14 protein-coding genes and 1 pseudogene are annotated in these 17823 nt (G+C 49.3%); 9 read left to right on the top strand and 6 right to left on the bottom strand.

Annotation, left to right across the window (positions count from 1 at the left end):
- Nucleotides 1–16: 16 nt before the first annotated feature.
- Nucleotides 17–1306 carry an anti-phage deoxyguanosine triphosphatase gene (locus ACQ5ES_RS09160; RefSeq protein WP_445016076.1) on the bottom strand — a complete coding sequence of 430 codons (1290 nt, stop codon included), beginning with the start codon at nt 1304–1306 and terminating at the stop codon, nt 17–19.
- Nucleotides 1307–1393: 87 nt separating this feature from the next.
- Here ACQ5ES_RS09160 and ACQ5ES_RS09155 point away from each other — a divergent pair, with 87 nt between their 5' ends.
- Nucleotides 1394–2626 (top strand): permease, encoded by a 1233-nt coding sequence (locus ACQ5ES_RS09155; protein WP_445016074.1) that lies wholly within the window; start codon nt 1394–1396, stop codon nt 2624–2626.
- On the opposite strand, the gene ACQ5ES_RS09150 is transcribed toward ACQ5ES_RS09155, so the two are convergent.
- The 3 genes and pseudogenes from ACQ5ES_RS09150 to ACQ5ES_RS09140 form a co-directional block, all read right to left on the bottom strand.
- Complete coding sequence (locus tag ACQ5ES_RS09150) at nt 2623–3273, bottom strand: class I SAM-dependent methyltransferase (protein WP_445016072.1); 651 nt, start codon at nt 3271–3273, stop codon at nt 2623–2625. The two genes, ACQ5ES_RS09155 and ACQ5ES_RS09150, sit on opposite strands and share 4 nt — an antisense overlap.
- 17 nt (nt 3274–3290) lie before the next feature.
- A pseudogene (locus ACQ5ES_RS09145) lies at nt 3291–3461 on the bottom strand (diguanylate cyclase); the annotation flags it as partial.
- Nucleotides 3462–3482: 21 nt separating this feature from the next.
- Nucleotides 3483–3968, bottom strand: coding sequence for a YajQ family cyclic di-GMP-binding protein (locus tag ACQ5ES_RS09140; protein WP_445016070.1), 486 nt, complete (start codon nt 3966–3968; stop codon nt 3483–3485).
- 79 nt (nt 3969–4047) lie between these two features.
- Between ACQ5ES_RS09140 and ACQ5ES_RS09135 the strand changes: the two genes are divergently transcribed.
- The 6 genes from ACQ5ES_RS09135 (at nt 4048) to ACQ5ES_RS09110 (ending at nt 14483) form a co-directional block, all read left to right on the top strand.
- On the top strand, nt 4048–8529 hold the full coding sequence (locus ACQ5ES_RS09135; RefSeq protein WP_445016068.1) for an EAL domain-containing protein: 4482 nt from the start codon (nt 4048–4050) through the stop codon (nt 8527–8529).
- 1 nt (nt 8530) lies between these two features.
- Nucleotides 8531–9982 (top strand): GAF domain-containing protein, encoded by a 1452-nt coding sequence (locus ACQ5ES_RS09130; RefSeq protein ID WP_445016066.1) that lies wholly within the window; start codon nt 8531–8533, stop codon nt 9980–9982.
- An 86-nt stretch (nt 9983–10068) separates the two neighbouring features.
- On the top strand, nt 10069–10968 hold the full coding sequence (locus ACQ5ES_RS09125) for an alpha/beta fold hydrolase (protein WP_445016064.1): 900 nt from the start codon (nt 10069–10071) through the stop codon (nt 10966–10968).
- Complete coding sequence (locus ACQ5ES_RS09120) at nt 10965–12050, top strand: homoserine dehydrogenase family protein (RefSeq protein ID WP_445016062.1); 1086 nt, start codon at nt 10965–10967, stop codon at nt 12048–12050. The genes ACQ5ES_RS09125 and ACQ5ES_RS09120 overlap by 4 nt, the downstream gene beginning before the upstream one ends.
- Nucleotides 12051–12125: 75 nt before the next feature.
- The gene (locus tag ACQ5ES_RS09115; protein ID WP_445016060.1) at nt 12126–13415 is read left to right on the top strand and encodes an O-acetylhomoserine aminocarboxypropyltransferase/cysteine synthase family protein; all 1290 of its coding nucleotides are present in this window, start codon (nt 12126–12128) and stop codon (nt 13413–13415) included.
- A gap of 75 nt (nt 13416–13490) precedes the next feature.
- Nucleotides 13491–14483 carry an alpha/beta hydrolase gene (locus ACQ5ES_RS09110; protein WP_445016058.1) on the top strand — a complete coding sequence of 331 codons (993 nt, stop codon included), beginning with the start codon at nt 13491–13493 and terminating at the stop codon, nt 14481–14483.
- Here the strand turns inward: ACQ5ES_RS09110 and ACQ5ES_RS09105 are convergent, their stop codons facing one another.
- Nucleotides 14484–16118 (bottom strand): M48 family metallopeptidase, encoded by a 1635-nt coding sequence (locus ACQ5ES_RS09105; RefSeq protein WP_445016056.1) that lies wholly within the window; start codon nt 16116–16118, stop codon nt 14484–14486.
- A 31-nt stretch (nt 16119–16149) separates the two neighbouring features.
- Nucleotides 16150–16743 carry a LemA family protein gene (locus tag ACQ5ES_RS09100; protein WP_445016054.1) on the bottom strand — a complete coding sequence of 198 codons (594 nt, stop codon included), beginning with the start codon at nt 16741–16743 and terminating at the stop codon, nt 16150–16152.
- Between the two features lie 93 nt (nt 16744–16836).
- Here ACQ5ES_RS09100 and gmk point away from each other — a divergent pair, with 93 nt between their 5' ends.
- Nucleotides 16837–17484 (top strand): guanylate kinase, encoded by a 648-nt coding sequence (gene gmk / locus ACQ5ES_RS09095; protein WP_445016052.1) that lies wholly within the window; start codon nt 16837–16839, stop codon nt 17482–17484.
- A 59-nt stretch (nt 17485–17543) separates the two neighbouring features.
- A complete protein-coding gene (gene rpoZ / locus ACQ5ES_RS09090) occupies nt 17544–17819 on the top strand; it encodes a DNA-directed RNA polymerase subunit omega (RefSeq protein ID WP_445016050.1) in 276 nt (91 codons plus the stop codon).
- Nucleotides 17820–17823: the final 4 nt, after the last annotated feature.

The following is a 17823-nucleotide window of genomic DNA, read 5'->3' as shown; positions in this document are numbered from 1 at the left end:
TTAAGATCAATACGGTCTAAATGACAAACAGGTTGCGATACATACGTTCAGCATAGTCATCGGTCATTCCAGCGATATAATCACACAAAATTCGATCGGCGGCAGCTTGTCCATCCTGGTTGAACGCACTTTGCCAGCGGGCTCGGGTGTTTTGTGGAAGTAACCGCATAGGCTCGGTATGGAAGGCGGTGAACAGATTTAGCAGCATAGTCTGACTGCGATAGCGCAACTGTTGAATGGCGGGTTGATTAATTACATGTTCAAACACCACGGCTTTTAGACTATCGAGTAAATAGCGCTCAGATTCGGGTAAACAGGCATTGAAACGAATCAGCGGTTCTTCTGCCTCTGGCACTATCTCGGTCAAATGTACCTTGGTCACAAAACTATTCACCAATGCGCCAATGGCATCTTTGCGGACACTATGTTGATGGGAGAAGAGTTGGCGTCCGAGTTGGTGCATGAGGTTTGCGAGGTCACTGTTAAGATTAGCAACGACGCCATCAAGGTGGGCATGCCATTGTGCTTCAGATAAAGTTCCCGTGACCACGGCATCTTCGAGGTCGTGTACGCCATAGGCAATGTCGTCAGCAAGTTCCATTAATGATGCATCGAGACTTTTGCGTTTAGAACGCTGCCATGGGCTTTGCGGTAAGGTTTCAACCATTTGGAACAGGCTACGGTCGGCCTTTGATAAGGGTTCCAAAACCCATTCTAACAAGTCTGCATCGCAAGCGAATAAGGCTTTCGCTGGCCGCCACTGGGCCAAACTGCCGGGGTTAACCGCAGTAGGTGGTGCGGGTAGAGTAGGCATCAACACTGGGTATTTAAGTAAACCAAGTAGGGTTCGGCGGGTTAAGTCCATGCCATGATCGGGATGATAGGCTTCTAACTTACCGACAATACGAAAGGTCTGACCGTTGCCTTCAAAGCCACCCGAGGGCAGCATTTTAAAATTCAACGCCGTTTCGCCCCCGTGGCCAAAGGGTGGATGACCAATATCATGCGCTAGACACAGGGTTTCCATGAGGTTCAGGTCAGGCAACATGGCGACTTCATGTTCAGCACCAACATGGGTCAACTGATTGATAAGCGAAGCACCAATTTGGGCTGCTTCCAGAGAATGCGTAAGCCGGGTGCGATAGAAGTCATTTTCACCGACGTTCATAATTTGGGTTTTTGACTGCAAGCGGCGAAAAGCTGCTGAATGCAACACGCGGGCGCGGTCACGCTGCCACGCCGTGCGGCGATCACCAGGGCGGTGAGTGGAAGGACCTGAGCGGCGGGCTTGCCAATGTGCAGTCATAGTGAATCCTTGCGAACTGAGCCGGGGTAAAGGTTGTCGCTCTAGTATGCTATGTTTAGTCTCAGATACCAAATAGGGAGCTGCAAAATGACGAACTTTGTGCAGGGCTGGGAGGATGCCGCAACCACAAGCCTGGGGTTTTTCTGGATGGCCTTATGGGCGTTTGTTCTAGGCTATTTTGTCAGCAGTATTATTCAGGTATTGATCACGCGCCGACAAATGCGTTCAGTTATGGGTAATGATGGTGCGAAATCGCTCGCCCTCGGCACCTTCTTTGGTTTCATTTCAAGTTCCTGCAGTTTTGCCGCGTTAGCTACCACCCGTGCGTTGTTTAATAAGGGGGCAGCCTTTACTGCCTCCATGGCATTTTTATTAGCATCGACCAACCTGGTGATTGAGCTTGGTTTTGTAATTGCTGTCTTTCTGAGCTGGCAATTTGTGCTGGGCGAGTACCTTGGTGGCGCGCTCCTGATTGTCTTAGCCTGGCTGTTTGTAAAAATCACCAAGCCACAGCAGCTGATCAAGCAGGCGCGCGACGAAGATAGCGAAGGCGCCGAAGAGGAGGGCTATGAGATTCGGCATTGGGCCGATCTGAGCGACCCTGATCTATGGCAAATGGTGTCACAACGATTTGTGATGGAATGGCAAATGGTGTGGAAAGACGTGCTCATTGGCTTCACCGTTGCGGGCTTGATTTCGGCGTTTGTGCCATCAGAATTTTTCGCCTGGCTGTTCCAGGGCTCTGGAGCGAGCGAGGGCGATTTAAGCTTCTGGCAAGTGTTGCAGCAAACCGTTGTCGGGCCAGTAGCCGCATTTTTCACCTTTATTGGTTCGATGGGAAATATTCCATTAGCTGCGGTTCTGTTCGGCGAAGGCGTTGCCTTTGCTGGGGTAATGGCGTTCATTTTTTCTGATTTAGTGGTGTTGCCGGTACTTCGCATTAACGCTCAGTACTATGGCTGGAAAATGGCGTTATACATCGCTGGCATGTTGTTCACCTGTTTAGTGATTACCTCGTTGCTGCTGCACTATGGCTTGGTTGTGTTCGATTTATTGCCGAGTAATGAAGGAGTGCAAGCTATAAGTGAACGTGATCACTTTAAATTTAATTATGGCTTTGTGCTTAACATCATTGGACTCATTCTGTCCGCAGTTTTGGTCTATTTTTTCCGCCGCAATCAGCGTCAACAGCAAGCCGAGCATGATCACGACCATTCCCATGGCCACAGCGGTAGCTCCTGGAGTGACCGCATTATGCTGACCTTGTCGTTTGCCGCGGTGCTCTGGTTAGCCGGTGGCGCTATGCTGGCGTTAGCTTAGCTAGGTACGCGAAGAATGACGACATCGGCACTGGTGTAAATGATGTCGAGTTGCCAATGCTTGGCAAGCCAATCGAAACTGTGCCGATGGAAAAAGCTAATATGGGTTGGGTCGTTACGATAAGACCAGCCCTTGAAGTGCTCAAGGTCAGTCCAACGCTTAGTCATGAGGGCCAGGTAACCACCAGGAGCTAAACAACTAAGCAGCGTTTGAATGACCTGTGCCGGCTGCCCCAGATGCTCAATGACTTCGGTGCAGGTAATGTAGTCGTAGCGCGCCTGAAGTCGCTCTGGGTAAGGCGCGTAGTAAATATCATAGGTGGTGCAGGGAAAGCCTGCTGCCGTCATCATCAACGATAAGGTAGGTCCTGGGCCAGCGCCGAAATCAAGACCTTGAGCTCCGGGTGTTAATTGTTGCTGAAGAGGGGTTGCAACCCGCGCCAAAAAATCACGATAACGCTGATCATTGGGGTCGTTGTTGTGTAAGTCATAAACGGCTTTTTCTTCGTTGCGGCTCAACCGTTGCTGCTCAGACACTTGAATGAGGTTACAGTTGCGGCATCGCCAATAATCGCGGCCCATTAACGGACCGCGTTGTTGGGTGTAAAACAACTCGTGAGCTTGCTGGTTACATAATCCACAGCTCATTAGGAAACCTCGTACCTCTAATTATGTTTACCATCCGCCAAACGTACACAGTTGCGGCCGTCGATCTTGGCTTGATACATAGCGCGGTCTGCACAACGCAGTACGTCTCCGGCCTGGCTTGCGTGTGCAGGGTAAATAGCGATACCTACACTGGCAGAAATTTTAAGCTTCAAGTGTTCGATGGCGAAGGGCTTTGCTAAGTAATAGTCTTAATCGCGAAAGTTCTCAAATTGTAACGGTAGCTCGATGTCAGCTTGTCGCAGCATCGCCATAGTTTGCTGCAGATCGTCTCGCTTCTTGCCGGTAACGCGGACTTTATCACCCTGAATCGAGCTCTGAACTTTCAATTTGCTATCTTTGATCAGTTTCACTATCTTTTTGGCTAAAAATTGATCGATACCTTGTTTTAAAGTGACTGTGGTACTATAGGTCTTGCCGCTATGATTTAGTTCATCCGGTGACTCGCTACCGGCCAAGCTGAGGCTACGCTTGGCACAATGATTAGCAAAAATGTCATGTAGTTGTTGAACTTGAAAGTCAGATTCTGAAGCAAGTGTCACGACCAATTCTTTAAGCTCTATACGCGCATCAACACCACGAAAATCAAACCGAGTTGTTAATTCACGATTGGCATTATCGACCGCATTTTTAAGTTCGACCGTGTCAATCTCGGAAACAATGTCAAAAGAAGGCATAGTTTGCACCTTAATAAACAGTTTTACGTAAAATTATGTTTTATTATCTTTAATAAGTGCGCGTATAACAAGGAAATGTATGCAAAATAATCAGATTACCGCGTTAAATGTTATTGGAATTGGCGCTTCCGCAGGTGGCCTCGAGGCTGCCTCCCAGCTCCTTCAACATTTGCCGAAATCGATTCCAGCCGCATTAGTTATTTTGCAACATCTTTCGCCCGAATATAAAAGCATGATGGCAGAAATTCTTGCGCGCGAGAGCGATCTTAAAGTGATCGAGTTAACCTCGGATACGCAGCTGGAAGCCGGTGGTATCTATATCGTGCCACCGAGCTATCACGCCAGCTATAGCGACGGTAAGGTTGAGCTGCAAAAGGTAAAGGCAGAGATTTCGGTAAAGCCGTCAATAAATAAGTTCTTCGTCTCGCTGGCGGAGCATCTGCGCGAGCGTGCGATTGGTATTGTTCTGTCGGGCACCGGTTCTGATGGCACCTCAGGTTTGCGTGCGATCAAAGCCGCTGGCGGTACGGCAATTGTACAAGAGCCTTCCGAGGCGAAATACGATGGCATGCCACGTTCCGCGATTTTATCTGAGGCGGCTGATTTTATTCTTCCAGTGGCCGAAATCGCAGAACGGATGAACGAGTTTTGCGAATTGGCCGATGTTCATGATCTGCACGAAGCAGCGCAATTAAAAAGTCTGATTAAACGGGTCAAAACATCTATAGGTCATGATTTTACCGGCTACAAGCAGGAAACTTTATTACGTCGAATTAAACGGCGAATGGCTGCCACCGCCAGCAAAACCATGGACGACTATTTGGGGTATCTGGACACACATGAGAAAGAAGCTTCGTTGCTTGCCCGCGATTTATTAATCTCGGTAACCACGTTTTTCCGTGATGCAACATCTTTTGCTCGCTTTAATCAGGTGCTTACCGAATATTATCAGCGCAACAGTGAACTTGACGAGTGGCGGTTGTGGGTTGCGGGCTGCGCCACTGGCGAGGAAGCCTACTCGGTAGCGATCTTGGTGGCAGAGTTGATACGCGCCGAAGGCTCTGAAAAACGGGTACAGATATTTGCCACAGATATTGACGAGCAAGCACTGACGACTGCTCGCCGAGGCCGCTACAGTAAGGGGGCATTGGCGGGTATGGATGCTGAGTTTATCAGCCGTTATTTTGAAGAAGACGGTAACTACTATGAAGTGGGCAAACAATTGCGCGATATGGTGGTGTTTGCGAAGCACAACTTAGTCAGTGATCCACCGTTTATGCGCATCGATTTTATTACCTGTCGAAATGTACTGATCTATTTCGATACTGAGTTGCAAAAACGCGTGATCAAGCGTTTCCATTTCGCTCTTAAAGACGATGGCTGTATGTTTTTGGGCCGTTCAGAGAGTGTTGGCGCCGAAGATGAGCTGTTTAGTGCAATTGATCAAAATCAACGGTTATTCTGTAAGTCAGAGCAGGTTACACTATCGAAACCAGCTACGGTGGAGAAATCTCGCTCTCGCCAACAGCAACAAAGCCAAGTGAAGAGTAACGGCAAGCTGATACACGCTATTACTGCTGAGCTTGGATGGATTATTGTTGAGTTGACGGGCAAGTACCGAATTGAGCAAAGCTGGGGCAACGTCGGTCAATTTTTCGATCTTCCTACGGATGAGCCGAAAGCATTTGTAAAGGACACTATAAAGACCCATTTCCGTTCCGAGCTTATCGCTCTGTTACACCGCTTTAAGCGGCAGCCACAATTACTTGAAGGGCGCGTGCAAGAAGTCGATGGTGAAGGTTGGCAACTGCTTATTATGCCGATAAAAGCAGCAGCTGATCAGTCGTTACCGGTGCTGGTGCTACGGCCGTTCACCTTGCACCGCAGTGACGTGACCGCAACCAGCGATGATGAACAAACTCATTGGTTAAAAGAGGAACTGGTTGCGACCAAGGAGCACTTACAGTCGATGCTGGAAGAGCTGGCAAGTTCCAATGAAGAAATGCAATCGCTCAATGAAGAGTCGCAAGTATCGAACGAACAGTTGCAAGCCAGTAACGAAGAGCTGGAAGCAGCAAATGAAGAATTACAAACCAGTAACCAAGAACTGTTAAGTCTGAATCAAGAATTGAATACCCGTACTCATCAGTTGGCAAAGCTCAATGCAGAATACAAACATGTTTACGATGCCCTCGACTTCCCCATTTTAGTCTTTAACCGCGAAGCTCGATTGCAACGCTTTAATGCTGCGGCCCAGCGCATGTTAAGCCTTAGGCAAAATATGCAGCAACGTTTGCTGAGTAAATTAAAGTTCCCGAGTTATTTGCAAGATACCGTAAAAGATCTGGCTAATGCGGCGCTAGCTACCAGTGATGTACAACAGCATTGGTGTCGTCATCGTGATCAGGTGATGCAGGTAACGGTGGCGCCAGGACTGGACTCGAAGGAAAGCATCGAAACACTGTTGCTGACTTTGATCGATGTGACTGATATCGCTCAGGCGCATGAACAACTGCGAACCTCACAAGAGAAATTGAACAAAATCTTAACCAACACGACAATTTTGTTGGCGATGAAAGATTTGAGCGGGCACTACTCATTGGTAAATCCGCAATTTTGTGAAAGCTTTTCAATACTAGAAGAACAAGCGCTTGAGCAGACCGATTTTGAGCTGTTTCCCCATACCTTCGCCAGCGCAGTTTGGGAGCACGATTTGCGTGCCTTGCGTGAATTGGAGTCGGTGACTGCGGAACATACTTACCAGTTAGAAGATGGCAGTAAACGAATTTTTCGCATCGTGCACCAGGCGTTGAGAGATAGCAACGGCAACGCTTACGCGATTCTTAATGAAGCTGAAGACATTACTGTCAAAAAGAATGCGGAACAGCAGTTGCAAATCGCTGCTCGGGTTTACGAGCAAGCGGGGGAAGCGATCGTTGTTCTGGATGCACAAGGACAAGTGCAAACCGTGAACACGGCATTCTTAAAGCTGACCCAAGAAACCGAAGAAAAGATAGTACTGCGTTCGTTTTGGCAGTTATTGGATAGTTCAGATCAACGACATGTCCCTGCTGAACGGATCCAGCAAGACGTTTCGGATCTTGGATTTTGGCAGGGTGAGACTGCGATCATCGCTGGGGGCAATACCTCCTTACCGATTTGGCTTACGGTTAACCGCATTGAAGCAGCGAAAGAAGCTGAAGCGAATTACGTGGCAGTGTTTGCCGATATTTCAAATCTCAAAGAGTCGCAACGCAAAGTCGAATACTTAGCGACTCATGACAGTCTAACCGCTTTACCGAACAGAACCCTATTTCATGACCGCCTTGATCACGCTTTGGAAGCGGCGAAACGGAAAAAGACAGAAATTGGGTTGTTGTTTATCGACTTGGATAATTTCAAAAACCTCAACGACACTCTTGGGCACGATGCGGGCGATGAACTGTTAAGACAAGCGTCTGAGCGCTTACAAGATGTTGCACGTGATATGGATACAGTCGCGCGCCTGGGTGGTGATGAATTCACGATCATCATTGTTGATTCCACCTTGGCGGCGGTTGAACGTGTGGCGCGCAGTGTTATCGAGGTTTTGAGCAAACCCTTTATTATTCAGCGCAAGCGTCATTACCTTGGAGCTAGTGTTGGGATTGCCATTTTCCCGGGCGATGGCATGAGTGTTGCTGCCCTGCTAAAAGCTGCAGATACCGCGATGTATCGAGCGAAAGAAAATGGCCGTGGCCGTTACGAACTCTACAAAGAAGAGCTGCAGTCGCAAATGCTCAAGCAAACGCGACTGGAAAATGACTTACGGCTGGCATTGCAACGCGATGAGTTCAGTTTGGTTTATCAGCCGAAATATGCGCTATTGGATGCGCCAAAGTTCATTGGCGCCGAGGCACTGTTACGCTGGAAACATCCAAAACATGGTTTCATTTCGCCCGCTGAGTTTATTCCCGCAGCTGAGATTTCTAATCTGATTGTTGAGATCGATTGTTTTGTCGCGCGCAAGCTTATTGGGCAACTAGCGAAATGGCATGAGCAGGGTGTGAAATTCCCTATAATGGCGCTCAACGCATCACCAAAAAGCTTTCAAAATGAGGCTTACGTGGACTTATTATTGCAGCTATTACAGCAATATAAAGTGAGTTCATTGATGGTGCAGATAGAGTTAACCGAGCGCACTTTGGTAACCCAGCAAAACACCGAATTAGGCAATATAGAACGACTTCGAAATGCTGGGATACAACTTAGCATCGATGATTTCGGTACCGGGTACTCGTCGTTAAGTTATTTAAAACGTTTACCTTTAGCTGAGTTAAAAATTGATAAATCCTTTATTGACGGCGTGGTAAATAACACTAATGATGAGGCTATTGCTCGAGCTATTCTGGCAATGGCTAAAGCCTTGGATATTCGTACCGTTGCAGAAGGCGTCGAAACTCAAGCGCAAGCGGAATGGCTGCGCAAAGAAGGTTGTGATTATGCGCAAGGCTATTATTTTTCTAAGCCCATGCAGTTGAGTGAATTTGAGCAACTAATGCAGGCTGAACAGGAAAACTAAGATGGCAACATCGACAAGCGGTTTCATTAAACAATGTGAGCAGGAAGCATTGCATTTGACTGGGGCGATTCAGCCCCATGGCGCTGTACTTGTGCTTGACCACGAACACCAGGTGACGCATGCATCAGTAAATATTGGTGAAATCTGGCGTGGTGATGCCAAGTCTTATCTTGGTAAAGCGGTGCCACCACAGTTACGTGGATTACTGCAGCAATATTCCGGTGAGCGTATTTATTTTGCTGCTGAGTTGGTGCGCAAAGATGATTTTTTAGATGTTGTGTTTAGCCCTCTACCTGCTGGTGGAATTGTAATCGAACTTGTACCTACTCAGCGCGAGGGGCGCGTCCCCTCGGCAATGAATCGCTTTCCGGAGGTCATCAAGTCCGACGATGAAGTGCGTCACTACCAACAGCTTTTGATTACCTACATCGCCGAGCTGACTAAGGCAACACGTGTCATGTACTACGAGTTTCTTGCGACCGGCGACGGCGAAGTTACCGCAGAAGCAAAGCATGAACAGGCACAAGGTAGTTTCTTTCAGTTGCGTTTTCCGGCCAGTGATATTCCTCAGATTGCCCGCCGCTTGTATTTGCGTAATCCATGGCGCGCGATCTACGATGCCCATGCTGATGCTGTGCCCTTGGTTAGTGCTGACGATTTGCCTGTACCAGATCTGACACACGCTGAGCTGCGCAGTGTATCGCCTGTGCACCTACATTATTTGTGCAACATGGGAGTGCGTGCCTCAGTGTCTTGGCCGATAGCCGGTAAAGACGAGTTGCTGGCGTTGATTTCATTGCATCATGATGAACCTCGCGTGCTTGATTATGGCATGCTGCGCCATATCAGTGAGCTGGTAAAAGCCTACAACTTTGCGTTACGTGATTTTCGCAGTCAGCAGCGCATCCAAATACATGAGCGGATGCAAAACCAGTTTAAGTACTTTCACCAACAATTACTGAATCGCGACGATCGCGAGTTGTACTGGCAAGAAATGTTAGACTGGTTAATGCGAGAGTTTGCTTGCGATGGGGTATTGATCGAAACGCCGCAGCAGACGCTTAAAGCAGGTCTGGAAATTGAGCCAGAAACTCAAGAGCTGATAATTGAGCATCTCGAAAATCAAGGCGAACAGGCATGGTTTTCAGATAATCTGTTAAAAGATTTACCACAAATTGATTTAACCGCGATAGCTGGCGTGGCGGTGCTAACGAACGTGCTGGCACCTGACCATGAGGTAGCGTTTTTCGCCTTACGACACGCACACATGCACGAAGTTATGTGGGGCGGGCGACCCGACAAACCTGACGAGAACCAAGATCCGGATGTCCCTATTTCACCACGGCGCTCGTTCGAAAAGTGGGTGGAAATGCGGTATTCGAACAGCAAACCTTGGGAACAAAATACGCTTATTAAGTTGATGAAGCTGCGGTTACTACTAAACGAAATCTAATTTAGCAGTCTAGAAGTCTATATTGACATATCAGATGCGTACCATTAGAGTCGCTATGAACTACTAGTGAAGAGATCCCCCCCAGTATGAGTTACAGCCAGTTCGACCATGTTATCAGCGTGCCTCAAGGTCAGCTTATGGTGCGCCAACAAGGCAGTGAAAGCGCCTCTAATGTCTTGGTTTTGGGCGGGATTTCTGGTGGCCGTGAAATTTACAACGAAGCAGGTAAAGGCTGGTGGCAAGGTCTTGTTCGCGACGCTGAATTGCTGCGGTACAACGTGTGGAGCCTGGACTACCTTGGCGGCATCGGCTCGAGCACCTGCCAGGCAACACCTACCACTGTCGAGTTGCAAGCACAGGCGATACAAACGGCACTGACGCAAGTCGGCGTTGACCGGCTGCATGCGGTTATTGGAGGCTCCTACGGTGGTTGTGTGGGGATGGCGATGGCAACGGCAGATGCGCTGCCGGTTGAGCGTTTGATTGTACTCGGCGCGGCGCATAGAGCCTCGGCACAAGCGGTGATGTTACGCAGCTTGCAGCGTGATTTCGTCGCCTTAGCAGAAGAGCTTGGTGAGGCGGAGCGTGGCATCGCTTTGGCACGAGCTTTAGCGATGGTGAGCTACCGTGGCACAACCGGTCTTGATGCGCGTTTCCCAACCACTAGTGCGGCGATAGACTTCATGCATCAACGGGCATTACGCCTGGTTCAACAAGACCCCGTTGGTGCGCGGCAACTATTTACTGTTTTTGGTCCCGCGTTGGACGCTTTTCGTGTTGCGCCGCAGCAAATCAATGTGGCTACGTTGCTGATTGGGTTTAAAGACGATCTGTTGGTGCCGAAACATGTACTGACTGAATTAGCGGCGTTGCTTCCTGACTGCCGCGGATATGAACACGTGGACACCGCTCATGGGCATGATGGTTTCATTCTCAACACGGCGGTGTTTGGCCCTACTATAAAAGATTTTCTGGAGGACCTATGAGTCAGGCCGAAATTGCCATAGGTGTAGTCGGTGTCGGGACAATTGGAGGCTATTGGCTGGATCATTTTGCTACGCAATTAAGTCTGGCGTCGCAAGCAAGAGTTACCGCACTATTTCGTAGCAACTGCTGGCTCGAGGTACCGCGCGGTGTGGATTTAACCCAGTGGCGTGAATACTTGAGTGAACGAGGCGAGGCGGGTTCGGCAGTGGATGTGGCAAGCTGGCTACAACGCACTCGGGCGCGAGACCAACAGGCAGTGTTACTGGATTTAACCGCTTCGGAAGCGGTAAGTCGCAGTTATCCGTCCTGGGCGGCCGCTGGCGCACATATTATATCTGCTAACAAGTACGCGGGCTCCAGCGCGTTTAGTTGGTATCAGGAATTTCGGCGGATATTGCAGCAATATCAGCGGCAGTGGTACTACAACACTACGGTAGGTGCCGGATTACCTATTTTAACCGCGTTGCACGAGCGCTGTATGTGTGGCGACAAAGTACTGCGTATTGAAGGCAACCTTTCTGGGTCGTTGTCGTGGATTTTTCAGAATTATCGTAGCGGCGAAAAACTCTCAGACTGGTTGCGGCAAGCACAGCAACAGGGATTAACAGAACCCGATCCGCGACTTGATCTTGGTGGTATGGATGTCGCGCGCAAGCTGATTATTTTGGCTCGAGAAGCCGGCTGGCCATTAGAGTTAAAGGATCTTGCGATTCATAACCTGGTACCGCCGCAGTTACGCGACTGTAGTGCGCCGGAATTTGTCGCACAAGGCGACGTGTTTGATGCCGCTTTTGATAGGTGGCGCGAAGACGAGCACCCAGAGGCACAACAATGGGTGTATCTGGGCTACATTACCCAAGATGATGAAGGCGGTTACCACGGTGGGACTGAATTGGTACCGATCACTGAATCTTCGGTCTATGCGAATTTACCGGCGGGCAATGCCAACTTTACGGTTCGTACCCAGCAGTACGATGCCAACCCGCTGGTCATTCAAGGACCTGGCGCTGGACCCGAGGTAACAGCAGCTGGTGTTCACAGCGATGTTTTACAACTCATTGCACAACTGAACAAACATTAAAATTAACTCTTGCAGCGCGGTGAAATTTAGCTAGTATAGACGTCTAAACGTATACACACCTAAATTGAGGCTGTTATGACACACACTTATCGCGCTGCTACCTTAGCGATCCATCATGGTTATGAAACGGACCCCACTACAAAGTCCGTCGCGACCCCTATTTACCAGACCGCAGCTTTTGCCTTTGACGATGCACAGCACGGTGCTGATCTGTTTGACTTAGTTGTACCGGGAAATATTTATAGCCGCATCATGAACCCCACTAATGATGTCCTGGAGCAACGCGTAGCTGCACTTGAAGGGGGAATTGCAGGTCTGGCAGTCGCTTCGGGGATGGCAGCGATTCAATATGCGTTAATTACCCTGGCTAAAAATGGTGACAACATTGTCACTACGCCGCAGCTGTATGGAGGTACCTACACACTATTCGCACACATGTTGCCATCGCTGGGCATCGATGTGCGGTTTGCTAAGTCGGAAAAAGCCGCAGATATCGAAGCCTGTATCGACGCAAAGACCAAAGCCATTTATTGCGAAACCATTGGTAACCCAGCAGGAACTATCGCTGACCTCGAAGCTTATGCTGAGATTGCTGAACGCAAGGGGGTGCCACTGGTGGTGGACAATACGGTTGCGACGCCAAGCCTTTGCAAGCCGATTGACTGGGGCGCACATATTGTAGTGCATTCCTTAACCAAATATATTGGTGGACACGGCACCACCATTGGCGGCTTGATTGTCGATAGTGGTAAGTTTGACTGGCCGAAATATGCCGATAAATTTCCACAGTTTTCGCAACCGGAGCCGGCGTATCACGGTATCGTTTACAACGAAACCTTTGCCGAAGCGGCGTTTATTGCCCGTGCCAGAACTGTGGCGTTACGCAACACCGGAGCTTCATTATCCCCTTTTAATGCGTTTTTAATTTTACAAGGTTTAGAAACCCTGGAGTTACGCGTCGAGCGGCACTGCCAAAATACGCTACGTGTGTTGCACTTCTTGCAGCATCACCCTGATGTTGCCTGGGTCAACTATGCTGGTTTGGAGGATCATGATGATTATGCGCTGGCGCAGAAATATATTCGTGGTGGTTTACCAGCGTCGCTGCTCACTTTTGGTCTTAAAGGTGGTTATGAGGCGGGAACAACTTTTTACGATAAACTTAATTTGTTTAAGCGCTTGGTGAATATTGGCGATGCCAAATCGTTGGCGTGTCATCCGGCGTCGACCACGCATCGGCAATTGACCACAGAAGAACAAGCGAAAGTTGGCGTCAGTCCAGAAGCAATTCGATTGTGCGTCGGTATTGAGCATCCTGACGATATTATCGCCGATTTAGAGCAAGCGCTTGCTGTGCCGTCTTAAGCAGTAGCTCTGAGTTAGTAGTTTGGTTATAGTATCGGCCTTGATTTCGACGTTTTACAGCAGTAGGAATAGGCCATGATACGAATGAGTTACTGGGGCATGTTGTTGATGTGTAGCATGCTCTTGTCGGGGTGTGCCAGCTATGTTGAGTATGAACTTTCTCAGCGCCCGCAGGGGGTTAACTGGGAAGATAAGTCAGCAGCAAGTATGCGAGATTTGGGGCTAAAGCAGCGTGAATTCTGCTTACCCTATTTAGCTGGTTGCACTCACTATTATTATGGCAAGCCTTACCATCTACTCGCGTCAGAAGACAAAACTAAAAGCATCACGTTAAATGCTGAATTAGAAGTCAACGGTCAGGTTGATGTTTCGCGCTTAGATCTGCAACGCGAAAATGTGTCACTGCGCAGCGGGACCGTGGTGCTGTTGCATGGTTACGGCAGCGACAAATCGACCATGGGGTTTCTTGCGGCATACTATATGTTTTTGGGTTATCACGTGGTGGTTCCTGATTTGCTTGGCCACGGCGGTTCAAGTGCAAAACAAGTCGGCTTCGGGGTACTTGATGCGCCTTTGATCAATGGTCTTATTGATAGCCTTCCCCGTCGCGAATTGCCGCGGCCACTTTACCTGGTTGGAGTTTCTATGGGAGCGGTGGCGGCCACCCACGTGACCAAGCAACGCCAGGATGTTCGCGGACTTATGTTGTTTGCGCCGATGCGGCCAATGGATCAGGCGACCACCGCAATGATCCAGCTGATGTATCCCAACCTGAGTAAAGTCATGCCTGCGGATTCGATTCAAGCGGGGGTGGTCGCTGCAATGCGTAAACAGGACGTGCCGATGGCGGCAACGGATCTACGTGAGTTGTTGCCGGAGCTCGACCTGCCGACACTGATTGTGGCTAGTGATAAAGACGAAATTGCACCTTACGATTATTACTTGCCTTTAGAATCTGAGCAGGTACGGGTGATCATGGCTCCCGGGCTTCATCACATGAGTCTTGGAGTGATGGACAACGAACGGCATGAACACATCAGCGCCTGGCTCGATGCTGTTGCAGATTAACTACTGCAGCATTTCGTCGGGCAACGGTACTTCGATACAGGCACACAAGATCGCCAGCAATTGACGTTCAGCTGGCGATATCACATCGTCAGCTCGTACCGTGTTAAGCCAATTATCAACTAAGGTTGCTTTAGCTTTCGGCGCCCAGCCGCGGCAGGTATTGAGCGCCAGACATAAGCCTTGCCGGTCGACTTGCTCGCCTGCATCGGTGCGCTTTAGTGCCTCGACTGTTACTTGTAATGCCTCGGCATTGTCGATGGTCTCTTTGAAGCGTGATTTTGGTAGTAGCTGCCGCGCGAGTAACTGGTATAAGCCCCAGTGGAATAAGTCCTGACTCTTTGCCATCACTTCCAGGTCTTTCAGTAAGTTAAGGCGGTCCGCCTCGCGGGCTTGGCGGAGGGCCGGTATTGCGACCTCGACTAAGGCAAGTTGTTGTGCAGGTTTCAAACCTTCGAGAGCTTTGTTGGGTTGGTCGAGCAATTGGCTGAGCACCAAGTCGTGTACCAATTTGGGTGCTTGTTGTGGACTATGCGCTTGTTCCATAAGGACTGCTGGCAATGCCAGCAGCGCCAGTTTGTTAAGCGCCGAGGGCTTGGGTTGCGCCGCAACATGGTCTTGTTCAGAGCGCCCGCGTGCGGTACGTGGTTCCGGGAATCGGCCGTTCCAACGCGGCTCGATACGCTTGATGCGTTTATCCAATGGTGGATGCGTCGCCATCATGCTAAACCAATGACTGAGAGCCTCACCGAAAAATAAATGCGCGGCTTCATCGGCGTTTGGGTGGCGGACACGGCTGCCGGAATCACGCGCCCCAATCTGTTTCAACGCACCAGAAAGTCCGTCAGGATTCCGGGTAAATTGCACTGCTGCAGCATCAGCTAAGTACTCACGTTGCCGGCTGACCGCAGATTTAATAAGGTTGCCAAATAAAATACCGACACCGCCAAGTACGATTAAACCTAAGCCGAATAAAGGTAAGGCGTTTTTACTATTGCGGCCGCGACCGCCACGGCCCGAGTAAAGTAAAATGCGACCCAGGTGTGCGACCGCTAAAATACCTGCCAGGGCTGCAATTAAACGGATATTAAGACGCATGTCACCATTTAAAATATGGCTGAACTCATGTGCGACCACGCCTTGCAGTTGTTCGCGAGAGAAGGTATCGACGGCACCTCGGGTTAGGCCGATCACTGCATCACGCGTGTCGTAGCCTGCAGCAAACGCATTAATGGCGCCTTCATTGGGCAAGATATAGACCGCAGGTACGGGCATATTGGCGGCAATCGCCATTTCTTCAACTACGTTCAAGACCCGTCGTTCAACGGCGTCTTGCGTATCTGCGCTGATCAGCGTACCACCCAAGTGCTCGGCGATGACTTTGCCGCCTGCTTTAAGCTGCAGCCATTTAAATAGCATCACGGCGAGAATCCCGCCACCGACCGCTAAGCTGACCCAGATAAAGGGTTCCCAACTCAGTTGATACTCGCCCTGTCCATTGGTTCCTACAGCGCCAATAATAAATGCTGCGACCAAGGTGACCCCAGCAATGATTAGCGCGAATGCGAGAAAGAACAGCACCACGAGCAGACCGGTGTTGCGTCTTGCCTGCTGTTGGTGTTCAAAGAAATTGACCATAACGACGCCGTGTTAATTAGAACTGAATGAACTAAAACTTAACTTTCGGAGCTGCCTGAATCTCTGCGCTGTCGGCAAATTCCAATAAGTTGGCGTCTTTGCTGTGACCGAAGAAACTAGCGAGTACAACCGGCGGAAATGACTGCCGAAAAGTATTGTAACTCATCACCGCATCGTTGAACGCTTGACGTGCAAAGGCAACACGGTTTTCGGTGCTGGTCAGTTCTTCTGAAACCTGCATCATATTTTCGTTAGCTTTCAATTCGGGATAGGCTTCCATCACCACGTTCAAGCGGCCTAGCGCGCTGCCAAGTGCGGTCTCTGCGCCACCTAACTCTTGCATGGCACTTGCATTGCGCGGGTCCTGAGCCGCTTTCGGTAAGGCTTCTGCGGCTTGATTACGTGCTTGGGTCACCGCTTCGAGCGTCTCCCGCTCATGACTCAAATAAGCCTTGGCCGTGTCAACTAAATTTGGAATCAAGTCATAGCGTCGTTTAAGTTGCACTTCGATTTGCGCAAACGCATTTTCAAATTGATTTTTCAGGCGCACTAATTTGTTGTAAATACTGATCAGGTAAATAAACAAAGCAATGGCAATAATAATAATGATCCAACTGGTACTCATGGACAGCTCCCTCGTTGTTAAGATGTCGCACCGAAAGATGCAACATGCTATGCTTTGCCGTCATTCGCAAGTGAATAATGTGACCACTACGCCATGACCACAACATCTGCCGCTGCTGACGGAAATCTATTTATTGTTGCCGCACCAAGTGGTGCCGGTAAATCTAGTTTAATCCGTGCATTACTAGAACGCCACAATGATGGCAGTATGCAAGTCTCGGTTTCATGTACCACGCGTGCGCCCCGGCGAGGAGAAATCGACGGAGTGCATTACCACTTTCTAGATGTTGCCACGTTTCAACGCAAGATCGAAGCAAATGCGTTCTATGAATGGGCAAAAGTTTTCGATAATTACTACGGCACCTCAAGAGTGGTGATCGAAGAAACTCTGCGGCAGGGTATCGATGTGTTCCTGGATATCGACTGGCAAGGCGCACGGCAAGTACGCGAGGCCTATCCGCAGGCACAATCAATTTTTATTGTGCCACCGAATTTGGCGGTATTAGAGCAACGATTGCGCAGTCGCGGCCAGGACAGCGATGAAGTTATTCGTGGTCGCATGTCAAAAGCGCAGACAGAAATGTCGCATTATCATGAGTTTGATTACTTGCTGGTGAATGACGACTTTGCTGAAACCTTGGATAATTTTGAACATATCGTGCTGGCGCGGCGTCATCGAATGACATTGCAGCAATCACGGCATGCGACTAAACTGAAAGATCTCTTGGCGAACGACGGGTAAATCCGTATAATTCGTGACCCATTTTGCAATCGCAATCTAATTATTGAGTTGGAGTAACTATGGCGCGCGTAACTGTAGAAGAAGCTGTTGATCGTATTGGCAACCGATTTGACCTGGTATTGGTCGCATCGCGTCGCGCTCGTCAACTGGCGATCCAAGGCAAAGACGCTTTGGTGCCGTGGAAGAATAACGAGAAGGCAACTGTTATTGCCTTGCGTGAAATCGAAGATGGCTTGATCGATGCTGCTCGTTTGGACGTTGAAGAGCGTTCGCAAATGATGCAACAAGAATCAGACGAACAAGCAGAGTTTGAAGCGATTCGTGGTGGTGAGTAACGCG

This window comes from Pseudidiomarina xizangensis (assembly GCF_052541995.1).
Note: the sequence above shows the minus strand (reverse complement) of the source record. Positions and strands in the feature narration are given on the sequence as shown.